Annotated in this window: 20 protein-coding genes; 2 read left to right on the plus strand and 18 right to left on the minus strand. The window is 38.8% G+C overall.

Annotated features, from left to right (window positions below; genetic code table 11):
• Window positions 1-14: 14 nt before the first annotated feature.
• Window positions 15-707 carry a BMQ_0737 family morphogenetic spore coat protein gene (locus JOC33_RS13785; RefSeq protein ID WP_476718288.1) on the plus strand — a complete coding sequence of 231 codons (693 nt, stop codon included), beginning with the start codon at window positions 15-17 and terminating at the stop codon, window positions 705-707.
• 260 nt (window positions 708-967) lie between these two features.
• Here JOC33_RS13785 and JOC33_RS13790 read toward each other — a convergent pair whose 3' ends face one another.
• A complete protein-coding gene (locus tag JOC33_RS13790) occupies window positions 968-1444 on the minus strand; it encodes an SRPBCC domain-containing protein (RefSeq protein WP_205093138.1) in 477 nt (158 codons plus the stop codon).
• 167 nt (window positions 1445-1611) lie between these two features.
• Here JOC33_RS13790 and JOC33_RS13795 point away from each other — a divergent pair, with 167 nt between their 5' ends.
• Window positions 1612-1845, plus strand: a complete 234-nt coding sequence (locus JOC33_RS13795) for a hypothetical protein (RefSeq protein WP_205093139.1) — start codon at window positions 1612-1614, stop codon at window positions 1843-1845.
• A 35-nt stretch (window positions 1846-1880) separates the two neighbouring features.
• On the opposite strand, the gene JOC33_RS13800 is transcribed toward JOC33_RS13795, so the two are convergent.
• From JOC33_RS13800 to JOC33_RS13875, 17 genes are all read right to left on the minus strand, one after another.
• Complete coding sequence (locus JOC33_RS13800) at window positions 1881-2051, minus strand: glycine zipper domain-containing protein (protein ID WP_205093363.1); 171 nt, start codon at window positions 2049-2051, stop codon at window positions 1881-1883.
• Between the two features lie 300 nt (window positions 2052-2351).
• Window positions 2352-3716 carry a DUF2254 domain-containing protein gene (locus JOC33_RS13805; protein WP_205093140.1) on the minus strand — a complete coding sequence of 455 codons (1365 nt, stop codon included), beginning with the start codon at window positions 3714-3716 and terminating at the stop codon, window positions 2352-2354.
• A 463-nt stretch (window positions 3717-4179) separates the two neighbouring features.
• Window positions 4180-5019 carry a manganese catalase gene (locus JOC33_RS13810; RefSeq protein WP_205093141.1) on the minus strand — a complete coding sequence of 280 codons (840 nt, stop codon included), beginning with the start codon at window positions 5017-5019 and terminating at the stop codon, window positions 4180-4182.
• 222 nt (window positions 5020-5241) lie between these two features.
• The gene (gene ppsA, locus JOC33_RS13815) at window positions 5242-7857 is read right to left on the minus strand and encodes a phosphoenolpyruvate synthase (RefSeq protein WP_205093142.1); all 2616 of its coding nucleotides are present in this window, start codon (window positions 7855-7857) and stop codon (window positions 5242-5244) included.
• Between the two features lie 654 nt (window positions 7858-8511).
• On the minus strand, window positions 8512-9147 hold the full coding sequence (locus JOC33_RS13820) for a hypothetical protein (RefSeq protein ID WP_205093143.1): 636 nt from the start codon (window positions 9145-9147) through the stop codon (window positions 8512-8514).
• Window positions 9148-9366: 219 nt separating this feature from the next.
• On the minus strand, window positions 9367-9837 hold the full coding sequence (locus JOC33_RS13825) for a peptide-methionine (S)-S-oxide reductase (protein WP_205093144.1): 471 nt from the start codon (window positions 9835-9837) through the stop codon (window positions 9367-9369).
• 187 nt (window positions 9838-10024) lie between these two features.
• Window positions 10025-10378, minus strand: a complete 354-nt coding sequence (locus JOC33_RS13830; protein ID WP_205093145.1) for a hypothetical protein — start codon at window positions 10376-10378, stop codon at window positions 10025-10027.
• Window positions 10379-10689: 311 nt separating this feature from the next.
• Complete coding sequence (locus JOC33_RS13835) at window positions 10690-11061, minus strand: DUF4181 domain-containing protein (protein WP_205093146.1); 372 nt, start codon at window positions 11059-11061, stop codon at window positions 10690-10692.
• A gap of 122 nt (window positions 11062-11183) precedes the next feature.
• On the minus strand, window positions 11184-11411 hold the full coding sequence (locus JOC33_RS20380) for a DUF6440 family protein (protein ID WP_420825718.1): 228 nt from the start codon (window positions 11409-11411) through the stop codon (window positions 11184-11186).
• Window positions 11407-11904, minus strand: a complete 498-nt coding sequence (locus JOC33_RS13840; protein ID WP_205093147.1) for a GNAT family N-acetyltransferase — start codon at window positions 11902-11904, stop codon at window positions 11407-11409. Before JOC33_RS13840 ends, JOC33_RS20380 begins: the two co-directional genes overlap by 5 nt.
• A gap of 173 nt (window positions 11905-12077) precedes the next feature.
• Window positions 12078-12650, minus strand: a complete 573-nt coding sequence (locus tag JOC33_RS13845; RefSeq protein WP_205093148.1) for a DUF1062 domain-containing protein — start codon at window positions 12648-12650, stop codon at window positions 12078-12080.
• Window positions 12651-13376: 726 nt separating this feature from the next.
• Complete coding sequence (locus JOC33_RS13850) at window positions 13377-13679, minus strand: hypothetical protein (protein WP_205093149.1); 303 nt, start codon at window positions 13677-13679, stop codon at window positions 13377-13379.
• Complete coding sequence (locus JOC33_RS13855) at window positions 13663-14037, minus strand: hypothetical protein (RefSeq protein WP_205093150.1); 375 nt, start codon at window positions 14035-14037, stop codon at window positions 13663-13665. The genes JOC33_RS13850 and JOC33_RS13855 overlap by 17 nt, the downstream gene beginning before the upstream one ends.
• 147 nt (window positions 14038-14184) lie before the next feature.
• A complete protein-coding gene (locus tag JOC33_RS13860) occupies window positions 14185-14568 on the minus strand; it encodes a VOC family protein (protein WP_205093151.1) in 384 nt (127 codons plus the stop codon).
• 82 nt (window positions 14569-14650) lie between these two features.
• Window positions 14651-14929 (minus strand): ArsR/SmtB family transcription factor, encoded by a 279-nt coding sequence (locus JOC33_RS13865; RefSeq protein ID WP_205093152.1) that lies wholly within the window; start codon window positions 14927-14929, stop codon window positions 14651-14653.
• A 188-nt stretch (window positions 14930-15117) separates the two neighbouring features.
• A complete protein-coding gene (locus tag JOC33_RS13870; RefSeq protein ID WP_205093153.1) occupies window positions 15118-15312 on the minus strand; it encodes a hypothetical protein in 195 nt (64 codons plus the stop codon).
• Window positions 15313-15339: 27 nt separating this feature from the next.
• Window positions 15340-15690 (minus strand): hypothetical protein, encoded by a 351-nt coding sequence (locus tag JOC33_RS13875; RefSeq protein WP_205093154.1) that lies wholly within the window; start codon window positions 15688-15690, stop codon window positions 15340-15342.
• Window positions 15691-15830: the final 140 nt, after the last annotated feature.

Here is a 15830-nt window from a genome sequence, read left to right on the forward strand (position 1 = left end):
GGTAAGTGACTTGTATGGAAAACCAACAGTTGGAGACTTTTTGTATCAAAACACCCAAAGTATATGACTGGATAACGCGCCAAATCACGATACCTGTTACAACGTTTTATGGACTCGACGGCCTGGAACGCCTGGACTTCCGTTGTGATGAACTCAACGAACAAATGCAGAGCGGCGAGTTATCAGCAACATGCACCCTTTCTGATCAAAACGGAAATCCAGTCGAATCCATATCTGATTCTATCTCCTGTACAGAAGTATCAGAAGCAGGAGGACGACAAAATGTTGATATCCTTCTGCCGAACGGAGATTCGGTCATTTTTCAAAAAGTAATGGTAAGGACGAGTGGCCATTTTATAGTAGAAATTGAAAAGGACAGCACCGTAATCTGTACGTCATCTCCCCAGCCATTTTCCATTTGCGAGGAATATCTTCTATGTGCCCCGGCCGGAACTACACTGAATTGCCAGGTAACAGATATCGAATGTACCGCCTGTTTCGTTTGCAGACCAGATAGTGAAGGAAATCCCGCCTTCCAGCAAATCGATGTGGAGCTTTTCCTCTGCGAACACGTACAAACAGAGGTAGTAGTCTTGTTGGAGGTGCAAGCACAATTATGCCAGCCCAGACCAGAAATCAAAAGCAGCTGCTTTCCTCCTACGCTCCCATCCAACTGCTTCAGTGATTTTTTATCCACTAAACCTTAATGAAGCAGTGACCCTCGTGTGCATCACGAAATGCTGAGCGAGCATATTCAGCATATGGGCGAGCGTATTTTGTACACTGGTGAGCGTATCGATGCGTTGAACGAGCATATTTTCCCGCTGGCGAGCATATTCCGAACGCGGGCGAGCATAAACGGCGCACATAATCCAAAAAGAAAGTCTCTCCTTCACCCAGCTGATGACAGGCAGGGGAAGGGAGACTTTTCAAATTTCAACACTTTCCATTCATGTTTATATTACTGTTACTCATTAAAAAATTTTTCTTCATAAGTCTTCCTCAACGTTTGGGCGTTATCTTTCCAGACCACAGCTTCCCCTTTCATCAACTGCTCGAGAACATCAAGGCATCTGTGCCAGCCTGCAGCCACATATTGTGCCATTTCCTTATCATCAAAAGTATGGGTGAAAACCAATCGGGAGCCTTCCCGTTCCTCTTCTATCGTGATATCAAGCAGATCATCAATTTCCAGGAAAGAAAAACGATAAGGCCGATCCAATTGGGTGATTACCGCTTCATAGGTTGTTCCTTCCTCATCCTCAAAGTCAATTTTTCCCCCAACCTTCATCTCCATTTCACCTGTGGCATAAGGATACCACTGCTTAAAAACTGCAGGCTCAATAAGTTTGTCAAATGCCTCCAATTGATTAATAGGCACCACTCTTTCAAACTTTAATGCGTAACGACCATCCAACTCTAGCAACTCGCCATAACTACTCATTTTACATTCTCCTTTATTGAATATTATTTCATAGAAACATGGTGTCGTTTTCAGTAAATGCATTTAACTTACACATTCTATTAAAATCTCCTTAAAGAGCCTAATGTATGATAATATGTACGTTATATCGCCTGGTAAGATACTGAAAAAGGGGAAGAGGCACTTTCATGTTACGGAATATTTCAATTCTATTATCTGTCACTTTTCTTGTTATAGTCATATGGAAGTTATTCGAAGATCAATCAGTTTTTTTCGATATTGCTACTAACACAGTTTTTGGGTTGCTGCTACTGGTAGGAGGGTTAGATGATATCAAAAATCCTGTCCAGAAAAATATCCGGGGATATGCATTCGTGGCGCTTGGTGCACTTCTGTTAATTCTCACCCCATTGGGTTACTGAGCAACTCCTTGATGTGACATATCGACATACTAAGATCATTTTCTTTTGGAATTCATTATGCTTCCCATGCCGGCGCCTATGGCAATCCCAGAAGCAATTCCCATAGCCAGATTATCCAGTAATAACCCTATGACCACGCCAAAAGCGATACCAAGCCCCATATAGGAACCATGTCGTTTCTTACCCTCTTTTGGATTCTTTGTCACAAAGCATCCCCCTTTTCCAGCTAACGGTTGCCGCTTCCTTACAGCGCGTCTTACAGAATGGCAGATTTATAAAGGCTCTTCAGGTAATCCTAGCCTGCTAAACTATTTCCCATAATTATATCATTAATCCTCAAAGCATAAAAAAGCATCTCCAATCCGTGTGAGGAATGGGAGATGCGGATTCGATTCAGTATTACAATTAACAAAACCGGAGAGTATCATAGTGCTTGCATCATGTTGTGAGAACAAAATGTCCTCTCTTCTCTACGCTGATAAACACTATCCTCTCCCGGTTCCCTGTCAATAACATTTTAATGGAATCTTTCTTTCTATCTCCTTACGGTCATCCTCATCCGTGATATTCCGCATCATTTTTCGCACCAGCTTATTATATTCCATTTCATGCCCTGTTGTTATTGCCATATCTAATAGGGTGCTATACAGTTTTTCCCGGTCCAGGCTATGGATATAATTTATTTCTAACGAACGCGTCGTATATACGGCGAATTCCCAAACAGGGGTACAGTCATGCTTCTTTCTAACTTTAGCGATGGCATGTAACACTTTTAATATTTCCACTGTAAGGATCACGTTAGTGCGGGCATAATGACGGATAGAAGATAAACCGATATACAGATAATCTTTAAATTCGAGATTGTCTAAAATGATACGTAAATTTCCCTTCTCATCTGCTAAATAAGGTGTAAAAAAAGATAATTGGGAAATTTTTATTAATAAATCACCTATTTGATAGATAGTTCTAGTGGCTGTTTTCGGATCATTACTTCCGATGGCACGAATGGCGACTTCTACCAATTTGTTTAAACTGAACTCAATGTCCTGAACCTCGTTTTGATTTTTCCCAATACGAATCATAGAGGAATATTTCGATTCATCGATGGAATGGCCCCCGTTTGGCCAGTACGTCAGAAAGGGAGTGGATACAAACGCATAGTTCCCTACCTTATAATGTAACTCTATGATAAGATCGTCCTTTTCCGCTTCTTTAATTAAATTTATGAAATCAATGGTTTGAATATAGCCTGATTCTTCTACATATATGGAGCAGCCCTGCTCTCTACTCTCCGGAATCTGGTCTTTTATGGACGAGCTATCTATTACACGATACGCATCCATTTCCTTTACCAATAAATTTTTAGCGACTATGGCAGACTCTTCTTTCATATCTTCCGTCATATTTGTAACCTGCAGCCAGTCAACGATATGGTTGATGAAGATAATAAAAGTCGCCATGGTCAGCATGGTGAACAAGATTGCCAGAACCGGCATAAAGAAAAAAGTGCTCTCCTTATCGATGAAAAAGAGACAAAGCAACACATAAGTGAAGCTTCCAATAAAAATGCCAAGCGTCCTCTGGGTCACTTTATTCCTCATGAAGTTTTGCAGGATCCGTGGGGAAAACTGCACAGAAAATGTTGTTAGGGCAGCTAGTACACCATAAAAAGTAAAAGTTGTCAGAGATAATATTCCTCCACTCAACGTGCTTAAAATGGTTCTGGTCAGTTGATATTCAATGGAAAGAGCAGGTGGAATAAACTTTCCAGAATTAATCGTTGTATCTAAAATAACGGCTGCCACTAACAGTAAAACCGACAGTAACCCGTATATTATAGGGGTCACCCATAGATTCCCATACAGTTCCATCCATTTTTCTCTTGGAGGTTTTTTTTTGAACTTCTCCAACTTTGTAGGAGCTTTTTTAAAGAGCACGCTTTCACCTACTTTCATCTGGGGTCATCGAAATAAATATGACGCCCTATTCTTTCATTAGAACAGACCGCCTTGTTGGTTCCCTACTGATTATTGTTAGAGTCTTTTCGCTTTTTTGGCCAATGTCTTCATAAACTCTTCCTTATTGCTTTTCGCTTGTTGTCTAGCAGCCCTTTTTCTGCCTCCACGAGCATATTACGTTTTTATCATTATTTGCCACGATTCAATCCTTCACATACACCATTTACCACGACAAAAAAGTGAACAAACATGAGGAAAAATAATTATTCTATATTTATACAACCTATCATTTTCTTCACAAAATAAATAAAGCATCTCCAGCTAGAATAAGCTGGAGATGCTTAAATCTTCCATCCACTATAAAAGATTCCGCAAATCACTCTCTTTTTTTCGATGATGGGGGAGTGTCATAAACATCCGGAGGCGCCGGCATCAGCTTGGCCGGACCGCCATACGGACCCGGTTGAGGAACATAACGGAATTGACCCCTTCCATCCGGTGCGACACCTTGCGCCCATGGACCATGTGCGTCTGCTTCCCCTCTGGAAGTGTTATAAAAATCGTAGGATACTGCTTGTTTTTCGCATTCACGCGGAAAAGTAGTCGGAACTACCACATCTCCAGCCTGTTGTTCCAGTTCATGTATAGCTTCTATCCATTGGTTTTGATGCGCCGTATCCCTGGCAATTAAGAAACTCAGTGTATCTTTCACTAAAGGGTCATCTGAAATCTCATACAAACGTGCTACCTGCAAACGTCCTTGAGACTCTGCAGTTAAATTTGCACGGAAATCCGCTAACAGATTCCCGCTTGAAATGATGTAATCTGCCGTCCATCTGTTTCCTACGCTGTCAGATGGCATAGCACCAAGACCGGAAACAATTGCATGCTGTGGATTCATTCCACCCATAATCGCTGCTATTGCGGGATCAGAATGATAAGCCTTTTCCTGATGCTCCAACGAAGTATTATCCAATAAACGAGCAATTAGCGTAGACAGGATTTCTATATGGGCAATCTCTTCTGTGCCGATATCCATAAGTAAATCCCGGTACTTCTTATTTCCCCGCACATTCATGCCTTGAAAAAGATATTGCATCATAACAGATATCTCGCCCCATTGCCCGCCCAACACCTCTTGCAGCTGCTTTGCAAATACAGGATCCGGCCGAGATACTTTTGCTTCGTACTGCAGCTCTTTGATATGGTAAAACATCGAACTCCTCCTCTAAGCATCATATAAGGTCACCATATGCGGGAATCGCTTATGGGTGCATGCCTATAAGGTTAGAAGCGGGGTTTCCTGTAGAAGAATTTTTTTGATAAACTTTCCTATTAAATAAAACCCGGAAATTATGATTGCCGCATTACTGATTAAGCCTTTCAGTATCAAAAAGCGGAAAACCATTTAATTGATAAATTCTTTACCAAAATTCATCTATTCCAATATTTCGATATACCCATCTGTTCCATGCACGCGAATGTGCTGACCATCCTTTATCCGTTCAGTGGCGTTCTCCACCCCGATAACTGCTGGTAAGCCATACTCTCGAGCGATAACTGCACCATGGGTCATCAGACCGCCAATTTCAGTAACCAGCCCTTTGATGGATACAAATAATGGTGTCCAGCCAGGATCAGTAAAGACAGTGACCAATATATCCCCATCTTCTAAATCAGCATCTTCCATGTTTCGGATGACACGCGCCCGTCCCTCGATCACCCCGGAAGAGACAGGCAGACCCACAATCGCATCAGCCGGAAGATTTTCCCGTTTGTATTTGCCGGTAATGATTTCACCATCAGATGTCATTACGCGCGGGGGAGTCAATTTTTCAAATAGCTGGTACTCATCTTTTCGTGTGCTGATGATCTCGTTATCCATTTTATTTGTGCGGATGACTTCGTAAAGCTCTTCAAAAGTGAGGTAATAGATATCTTCTTTTTCGTCGATCACGCCAGCTTGTACGAGCTGTTTCGCTTCTTTCAGTAAAGCCTGCTTATATAGGAAGTAGCGGTTTATCATGCCGTATTTCGGATATTCGCGATAACCGATGAAATTCCGGATAATGCTGATCATTCTTTTTGTTTCTCTTACTTTTTGGTGACCATCCGGAAGCTGTTTCAACCGCTCCACTAGTTCTTGTTCTTTCTGCATAGCTTCCTGGCGTCCTTGCTCAAATTTCCGCTTGCCGGAATTAGGCTCCATTTCTTTGATGTTATGAAGAAGCGTGGATAAAAGTTTAGTAGGCTTTTCACTCCAACGAGCTTTCGTTATATCGATTTCCCCGGCGCACCGCATTCCGTATGTGTTGAGATAAGCATCGATGGCGTCTTTGCTCTCCTGTCCCCCTTCATATTCCACCAGTTCATCCAGGAAGGTTTCCTTATCTACATGCTGTAAATAATCGACTATTTCCGGATATGGCCGAATGACATCCGCGACATCCAATAACGCAAGTCCCATTTCTGAAGTTATATTGTTTGGAACAGATTGAGACAGTGTATCTGCAGCATTTTTCTCCCCTAACCATTTGTTCATTTTCTCGTTAATCCAACTGGAAGCGTCCATCGCAGCCTTAATCACTTGCATATTTTGCGGGTCAAATAACATCTTCTTTAACTGCTGGATATCTTGTTGGATGAAACTCATTACTTCTGGCCCTGATTTCATCTGGATCGCTTGTTTTAACTCTTCTATCGAGGTCTGATTCCTCTTAATCAAATCAGTAACAATAGTTGGGTCGTTCTCGAATTGTTCCAGAAAACTCTCAGTAGTATCTCTATTGTTTTCTTTTTGAGCATGATCATTTTCATCATGTGGCAGTTGTTTTATAAAGTTTTCCCGTTCTATTATCGTCATGAGTGCGTCTTTTATGAGCGGTTCGGATTGCCCAATGGTAGTCAGTAACCTTTCTCTTAAGACAGGGGATGAAAGAGACGGTGTACAATCTACGAACAACCTTCCACCTGCTGTATACATGGGAGCATTGGTGGTTAACAGGAAAAAGGATAATCCAAGTGGCTTGATCGGATCCGTCATCATTTGCTGGTGTCCTACCGAGATAAAGACCCGATTTTCCTGGTCACCTGTCTCAGGAATGGGGTATAGTGTCGTTATCGGGCGACTCTGGACGATATAAAAGGTATCATCAGCAAAACACCATTCCATGTCCTGTGGGCAGCCAAAATAAGCCTCTATCTGACTGCCGATACGCGCCAGTTGTAAAATTTGCCGATCTGTGAGCGTTTGTGAGTTTTGCTGGTCAGGTGCGATCTTCTGTGTTACTGTTCCGCCTTCTTTTTGTCCATAGATGGCCACCTGTTTGGTTGATATCTTCTTAGCGACGATTTTCTCTTCCCGTACTTTGTAATTATCTGCAGATACCAAACCAGAAACCAGTGCTTCTCCAAGTCCAAAACTTGCATCGATGGACAGCAGTTTACGATTGGAGGTAATCGGATCAGCGGTGAATAATATTCCCGAAGCCTTTGGGAAAACCATCTTTTGAACGATAACAGATAAATACACCCGGCTGTGGTCAAATCCGTTTTTCATCCGGTAAATTACCGCACGATCCGTAAATAAGGAAGCCCAGCATTTGCTGATATGTCGCAGGATTTCCTCAATACCGATAATGTTTAAATAGGTATCCTGCTGGCCGGCAAAAGAGGCATGTGGCAGATCTTCCGCAGTCGCACTGGATCGCACAGCATAGGCATGTTTATCACCAAACGTGGAGAGATAGTGAGCAACTTCTTTCCCAACATCCGAAGGAATTTCAACATTCATTATAAATTGTCGGATCTTCCTGCTGACTTCGCCAATTTGATCCCGATCCTCTGCTCGCAGCTTTGTAAGCTGATCCAACAAATCTTGAAACGTTCTGTTTTGAGTGACGGCCCTTTGAAATCCAACAGTTGTAACACAAAATCCTTCAGGAACTTGTATTCCTTTGAGCTTTGACAATTCCCCTAAACGTAACCCTTTTCCTCCAACGAGCCCAAGCTGTGCTTTTTCCATTTCCTGAAAACCGAGAACCAAAGAACTCATGAATATCTCTCCTAACCATTTTTGATTTCCAAGCCTCTCAACAAGTCTAATCAAAGTTCTATCCTATTTTAGCAACAGCCCAAGCGAATAAACAGTCTATATTCGCCTTTTCCTATGTGCTATAATTAACCTAGGAAGAGTAATAATCCGTATCGGGATGCGGCTATTCAGCCTCCGGATGAATGCAATTTTGACACAAAAAACCGCTTTTTCAATGACGGCCTGCACGAGTTCGTGTAACGGGAGAGCTTAACAAGAGTGGTACTCTTAACTTCTATAAGAAACAAGAAACCCCAGGCCAAGCCTGGGGTTTCTTGTTTTCACGGCAGTAGGGAAGCGCGGGAGTATGAAGATAGAGTACGCGTGTTTGAAATGAAATACGCGTGCCAAAAGGAAATTCACGCGTGTTCGAGGGTGTTTTACGCGTGCCAAAAGATAATTTACGCGTGTTTAAAGTGGGAGTACGCGGGCTAAGGAGGAATCCACGCGTGTTCAAAGGGGACATACACGGGCCATCAAGTGATACTCGCGAGTTCGATTAAGCTCCGTTCACTTTAACGGCTACAACTCTATAAATTTTTTCTAACTTTCTGATATTTCAAATCAATATCTCCCCTTTTTTTTTCACATTATATCTCTCTCAGTTCTTTCCACTTACTTTCCAAACCTTTTACTCAGCAATAACTCTTCGTCCGAACCTCTAACTACAATTTCATAAACTTCCCCATCTTCCAGGATGGATGGCAAATCATTCGCTGTGATAATTTCATTCGCAATGCCTATCCATTGTTTGACCTCTGTTTTATCAACATTTGATTTTGTATGCGTTGATTTCAAAATGTAAGTGACCGGTTTCGGATTGAGATCGATCGCTATGCCTTTGAAAGTATCACTGGCACTTTTCAGCTTTTTATCGATAACAGGAACAACCGAAAACCACCGCCGTTTTTGTTCAACTTTTTTTAAATTTACGAAATCTACTTGGACAGTGCCGTTTATGTAGCCCTCTTTTTTCAGCTTCTTTTTCATAAGCTTTGTTATTTCTTCTTCCGCATCTTTTTTATCAGAAACCGCATCCGAAACTTCCACTCTTACATCCGCTTTTTCTGCTGGACCAGAATAAATTGCTAAAATATAATAGCCTTTTTGAGATAATTGTTGACTGACATTTAAAAAATTTAGCTTCTTTCCCTTTTCCTCTTGTGCTCCTAAAATCTCCGTGTAAAACATCCCTCCAACAAGTATTAAGATAGATAGTACTCCAAGAATCCACCAACTTCGTTTCTTCATGCATGTCTCCCCCTTTCTTTATCATCATAAATTCACCACAATACCCCAGCTATTAAATAGTCCACCCTCTCCCACCAAAAAGGTGGCAACAAATGCTCGTTAAAAAGAAAATTCATAAATAAATTATGGCAATTAATTTTGTTTCAACATCCTTCTCCCCTGATTTACCCTCTACATTGAAAACCTTTTACTATGCGTATGCAATGTAGTAAATATTTCTTACTTATACCTGCTTAATATTTCATCTGGAATGTGGCAATAATCATTGGGACACCTGGCTAACCTATCTTGATGTTCTTCTGCACTTCTCACATAGTTTGTGAGAGGTAATACTTCAACAGCTATAAGCTCATAATCATTTCTCTTCCTAAGAAATGCCTTCGCTTCTGTTAAGTGTTCAGGCTTTTCACTATATACTCCTGTTCTGTATTTCTCGCCAACATCCTGTCCCTGACTGTTCAAACTGTATGGATCAATGATTTCGAAAAAATATCCCATTAATTCGCTGATCGTGACAACCGTCGGATCAAATCCTGTCTTTACACATTCGGCGTAACCATCATAATCACTCTCAAGTGTATGACTGGTTCCATTAGCTCTTCCCGCTTCTGTAAACTTAACTCCAGGTAAAGTTTTTATAAAAGCTTGTACCCCCCATAAACAACCACCTGCAAAATATACTACTTCCATATTGACTCTCCTCTTTGTTTAAAAAACTAATAGTATGTAAAATCCTAGATATCATAAGGTCCTCGCCCTCTTTTTCTTAAGGTAAACTGCTCGGCTTATTCCCCTTTTCTTTAAGGCTCGAAAGCGCAATATATTTTGAGAAGTCTACCATTATAGCCCATATTTATTCAATATAGAGGTTTTGCACTTATTTCAACTTCCCTTTTAATTCAGGTTCTATTTGCCTGGCTATGTTAAATTCTCCATCTCTTTCGAAAGCAATAATACCGTCATCTGTTTCATTTGTCCCGAGATGTTGTCCTTTTACCATAAATAACATAGTACCTTCAGGGAGCCCTTTAGCTTGGCCGCCTTTATAGGGTTTGCTTACATTTTCTTTTATTTCTCCAATTTTTTGACTTAATTCATCTTTGGTTATAGGTTCATGAGTGGTTATATAAAACTGCCCCTCCCAAACAAAATAAGGTGCACTTATTTTATCTTTATTACACCCTGCTGCAAAACACACGATAATGAGCATGCAAAAAAGCAAGCGTTTCATTGTTCGCCTCCATCTATGGTGAAAATCTAATTTTTACTTCATGAAAGATGATTCCTCTAAGGGATTCAAAAGTAGTTATGTCTTCTAGCTAAGGTGAGAAATGGTTTAGTTTTTCTAAAAAATTGAAACTGCGTATTCCATTACAATCCACCTCACAATAAAAATAAAAAGACATCCCTCATTTCATATCAATTATTTCAAAACAATTCCAATTTCTCAATATACATTATCAGTAAAGGGCATACCTTATTTAAGATATGCCCTCGTTTCTATATAGATTGAAATAGCTTTGATGCAATACATAACTGTGACTACATCTGCTCCAAAGTAAGAAATTTATCAACGTTGTATATAATAAAAAGACTCATTATAAGTAATATCATTGTGCTGATATATTGCTTTGAGCCTTTGATAAAGATGAATTCCATTATTGCCTGAAATCCTAATATTATCGCTAAATAAGACATTAAATAATATTTTATTATAGTGTCTGAGTTGAAATCAATGACAAACCATAGAAGGCTTAAAAAGACTAATAAGATTATACCTCTCCCCCAGCGGTCAAGGTTTTTACCGGCTGTTTCTGATATTTTTACTTTTTGAACCCTAAGTATCTTGTTAGTAAATTTTTCTGTCAAAAACATCAAGGAAGTTAAAACAATAAAAAATGCTACGAACCCCACCTAATCCCCCCCTTAAATTATGGATGGAAGATTTTCAAATACTTTTTTATATCTATTGGTAAAAGTTAAAAATAAGCCTGGATAGCAAAAGAGGCCTTAATAAGTTACTCAATCGATCCCGTTTATGGAACAATTGGCTTCCCTTCCTTATCCAACAAAGGTGTTATTCCACCACTTTCACCGTACCAACTATATAAATATTGAACGCCTGTTTCTTTATCAACTAACACCTTACATCCTGATAAGGCACCTATTTTTTCTTTGTGTATAACTTCAAACCTTTTATTTGAATTTTTACCTGCTCCACCATTAATAGATTTCTTTCTTATCAGCTTTGAAAAAATATCAATTCACACCCTCTCTTAATTTGATCATGTTATACCAATTTACTCCACCATGTGTTGATTCAGACATGCCATGGTTTTCAAACCTTAATTGTTCATAAAAAGATACTAATTCCAGTTTACAAGTTAACGTAATTCCTTTTCTTTCATTTACTTTTACAAGCTCTTCCATTTTCTCCATTAAATTTTTTGCAATTCTTTGATTTCTTGCTTGTTTGGACACTGCTAATCCTAAAACACTCTGATACCCTCCTTTTTTCGGATTCTCTTTGATTTCTGTAAAAAGATTATCGGTTATGTAAGGTTGACTAATAACAGGTCCATTAATATATCCAAGAATCTTCCCATCCCTTTCTGCCACAATAAAGGTGTCAACTATCAACTGTATCCTCTTTAAAAATGTTTCTCTTGTTGCGGCTTCTTCAAACGTAAAGCCCTCTTTCTCAATGAGTAATAACTGTTCTAAATCTGCACCTTGAACATTTCTTAAAGAAATCATCTTGTTAAACTCCATTCCTAGCTTGATTTACCAATCAGAAAAATTTCCATAAGCAGGCTTCATAGATTTCTTCCCCCAACGCTTCAAAAAAAGCTTTTTTGGTATGGAAGAAGGGGCTGAACTCCTTCTGAGAGTTAGCCCCTGTCATTACTTATTACACAACATTAACTATTCTATATACTACCTGCAACTGTTACTTGTAAATTATCAATAATTTTCTTCTTTATATTTATATTTGGGTTTAGCATTATCATTCCATCAAGCTCCAGTTTTTTTAGATTGGACCTTGAAATGCCAAGTATTTCTGCCAATAGTTTATCAATTCTTAGATCAAAATCGTATTTACAGTAAAACCTAATGGTAAGATTATTCGATTTTGATTCAAGCCTCTCCTCCCTTAACTCGTAACGTATATTTGTATTCACTTCATTACATAGTTTTCGCAAATGTGTGAATTGAAAAGCATAGTGCCAGATTGTCTCTTTATCATTATCCATAAATTTGGTATATAGTTCAGAATTAATTTTGTTTACATGTACTCTAGATAAAATAGGGAAATTCCAAGTTCCCTCACAATGTGTACAGTTATAAATGACCCAAACAGCAACCATTTTTTGATTTGAATTTACCCTGAATTTCTCACTACAATAGAATGCTGTATCCCTTTTACATTTACTACAGTTCCTGATTACGTTGGGTATTTCTTGAGGAATAATCTCATAAGTTAACAAATCATAAACGCTCATGCATCGCTCCTCCTATAATTCAGAGGAACGCCAATAACGGTTGAATGGAGAAAGATTTCCCATTTAAAAAAAGCGAAATACCTCATAGGGATCCCGCTAGGAATTAAACCAACTGATTATTCCGCGTTCCCTGTAATGGTTAAAAATAGACACACTTATCCTATGACTAAAAATGCCAAGAAAAAATGTACTATTGAATTACTTTTTAACCATTACAAGTTGTTGGCAAATCAATTCCACCTTCCATATTTCTCCTATATATCAGTATACCACTATGGTACTCTGTATCAAGCTAATCTCTAACAATATTATCAGTGAATATAAAAGGGTGTTTGCAAATTATGTTCAGCTTGTTCCATTATAAATCTTTATAATGGAACAATTGTATAGCTAATAGAGGCATTTTTAAAAGCTGCGTGTCCCTATTGAAAGAAAAGCATCTCAAAAGTTGATAAACTCTTGAGATGCTTTTAGGTTTTAGTGAACAACTTAAAAACCAGTCAAAATCCAGTCACAAAAAACATCTCCTAGATTTCATACTATAAGAAATGGATATTTAACCGTATGGTTTAATGTTTGTGAAGGATTCACCTTGTAGACCATTAATACGATCTCCACCTTCCCCTACTAGGAATCACTAGTATTCTTAATTCCTGTTGTCTTTTTACGTTTATTGAAGACTCGAATTTGAGAGAACCTGCTTTAAAAGAGCACACTTCTGCTGTATTACTTGTTTTTTAAATCTATAACCAAGTTATTATCTATATAAGGAATAATTGACGTGATCTCACCAATCCCTTCTTTTGAAATTGCATCAAAGGCAAGTTCGTTTAATAACTCTTTTTTTAAAAATGGAGCTATTGAGACAAGGGAAGAAATACCATGTACTTGGTAACTATCTTTAACACAATCGTTTAAAGTATGCTCACTAACAAAAGGGGCCATAGACGATAAGCCCTCTAACCCGTTCTTTTCATACTCTTTCTTTATCAATTCTTCAAGAACCTCTTTGCTAATAAAAGGAGCCATAGATGATAAACCCGTTTAATTGATGCTCTTCTTTAGCACTATTATCAATGAGCTCTTGACTGATAAATGGAGCTACGACTGGAAGAAACTCAAGTCCATTTCTATCAAACTCCTCTTTTGCACATTCATCCATAGTATCTTGGCTGATATATGATGCAAAAGAGGATAACCCTTTTATCCCTCTCATCTTAAATTGCTTTTTTGCCAATTCATCGATCGTGTCTTGGCTAATGTAAGGTGAAATTATGGATATCTCTTGCGGGGTCCATTCATTATGGATGTTTTGATAAACCATCTCTGCCTGGGTTGTAGTTATTATGGGTGCAGCTTGAATAAATTCTTTTACAAGCCGCTCCATTACACTAAAATCTAATCATTTAACTTCACATAAAAAAAAAACGAGCAAATACTCGTTTTTTTTTGTTTCTCTTTGTACTTTTCTACTTCCCAAGCATAAAGGTGCTACCAATGTTATAAAAAATTGGCTACCAAGCTTGTAAGTTATTTACCGCTGGGCTAACTGAATCAGGTTACCGCATGTATCATCGAGGACAGCTAGTGTGACTTCGCCCATTTTTGTCGGCTCCATCGTAAATTCTACGCCTTTCTCCACCAAACGTTTGTATTCTTCATGTACATCTGCAACACCGAACATTGTCGCCGGAATGCCTTCAGCAGATATCTTCTTTTGATACTCTTTCGCAGCAGGATGTTGATTCGGTTCGAGTAAAAGTTCTGTTCCGTTCTGATCCTCAGGAGATACAAGCGTCAACCACCTATATTCTCCAGTGGGAACGTCTTCTTTCTTAACAAACCCCAGTTTTTCTGTATAAAACTCCAATGCCTTTTCCTGGTCGTCTACGAATATGCTGGTAACTACGATTTTCATATTTTTTTCCTCCCTTGTTATTTTTGTTGTGCTGAAATCTCGTTGCATGCCTTAGCTTGACAGCCATGTTGCAATGATAAAATTACTCGATCCATCCTTTCAGTAAGTTTTGAAGTGGTTCTTTATTAAAAGTAAGTACCCGATACTTTCCCTTTCGTTTTGATTGTACAAGCCCTGCTTCTTCCAGTGTAGTGAGGTGTTTAGCAATCGCCTGCCGAGAAATGGAAAGGTTATGTTTCATAATGAGACGTGCAGTAAGCTCATAGAGCGTTAGCTCGTTTCTTTCAGATAGCTCGTCCAATATTAACCGTCGATTCGAGTCAGCAAGCGCCTTGAATATAGCGTCTTTATCCCAATTCATATCTATAGTATATGCAACTATTCGGTTGCAGTCAATATTAAGCAACTAAATAGTTGCATAAAATGAATGCCTCCCTGTTTCTTAAAATAATAGATGGATTTATATTTAACGTTTGCTTATGTAATAAAATGATTGAACAGTCACAGAATTAAGGTAGGTGCACATGATTTTATATAGCCTATTTTCACTTATACTTTTTTCTTGATCAGCAAAACAAAGTCCTTTATGAACATATAAATCCCAAAAATCAGCAATAGTGTCGCTCCTATGGTTATAAAAATATTGTCCACTTCTAAAAGCTGAATATAAAAATAAATCAGAATCGATAAGGGGATCAATGATCCAATTACAGATAAAGTACTGACTTTTCTATTGTAGGCCAATTTTATCCTCCTTCTTGATGAACAGTCTTAGTTCGGCTCCAATAAGAAATCTTCTTCTTTTCCTCCCCATTCAATTTCCACTTTAATAGATTCTTTTGTATCCGTGACTGCACATCCTGAGCAAGCAGATGACATCTTGACAGTCGCACCTTCACGTCTTGTTTCTTTTAAAACCGATTCCCCGCCATTTATAACGATTTTCAAATTCTCAAGGACTACATTTTCTGTTGCCCCTTTATATCTGAATGTATAAACCCCGTTCTCACTATTGTCATCAATATGTGCTCTGTACTGTCCTTTCCAGTTTTCACTTTCTCCATTAAAATTAACATACTCCGTATTGCATCCCGCTATAAACACAAAGAGAAAGAGTGGCACAAGAAACTTTTTGATACTATCATCTCCCCTCAAATTTTTAATTATAAATCATTAATATAAGAGTATGAAAAGAAGCAAGTACCTTATGCGAAAGGCGTCCCCCATTAAGTTTTTCCTCTTAATATTGTAGCATTCACCCA

Origin of the sequence: Thalassobacillus pellis (assembly GCF_016908295.1) — a bacterium.
Lineage (GTDB): Bacteria > Bacillota > Bacilli > Bacillales > Halobacillaceae > Thalassobacillus > Thalassobacillus pellis.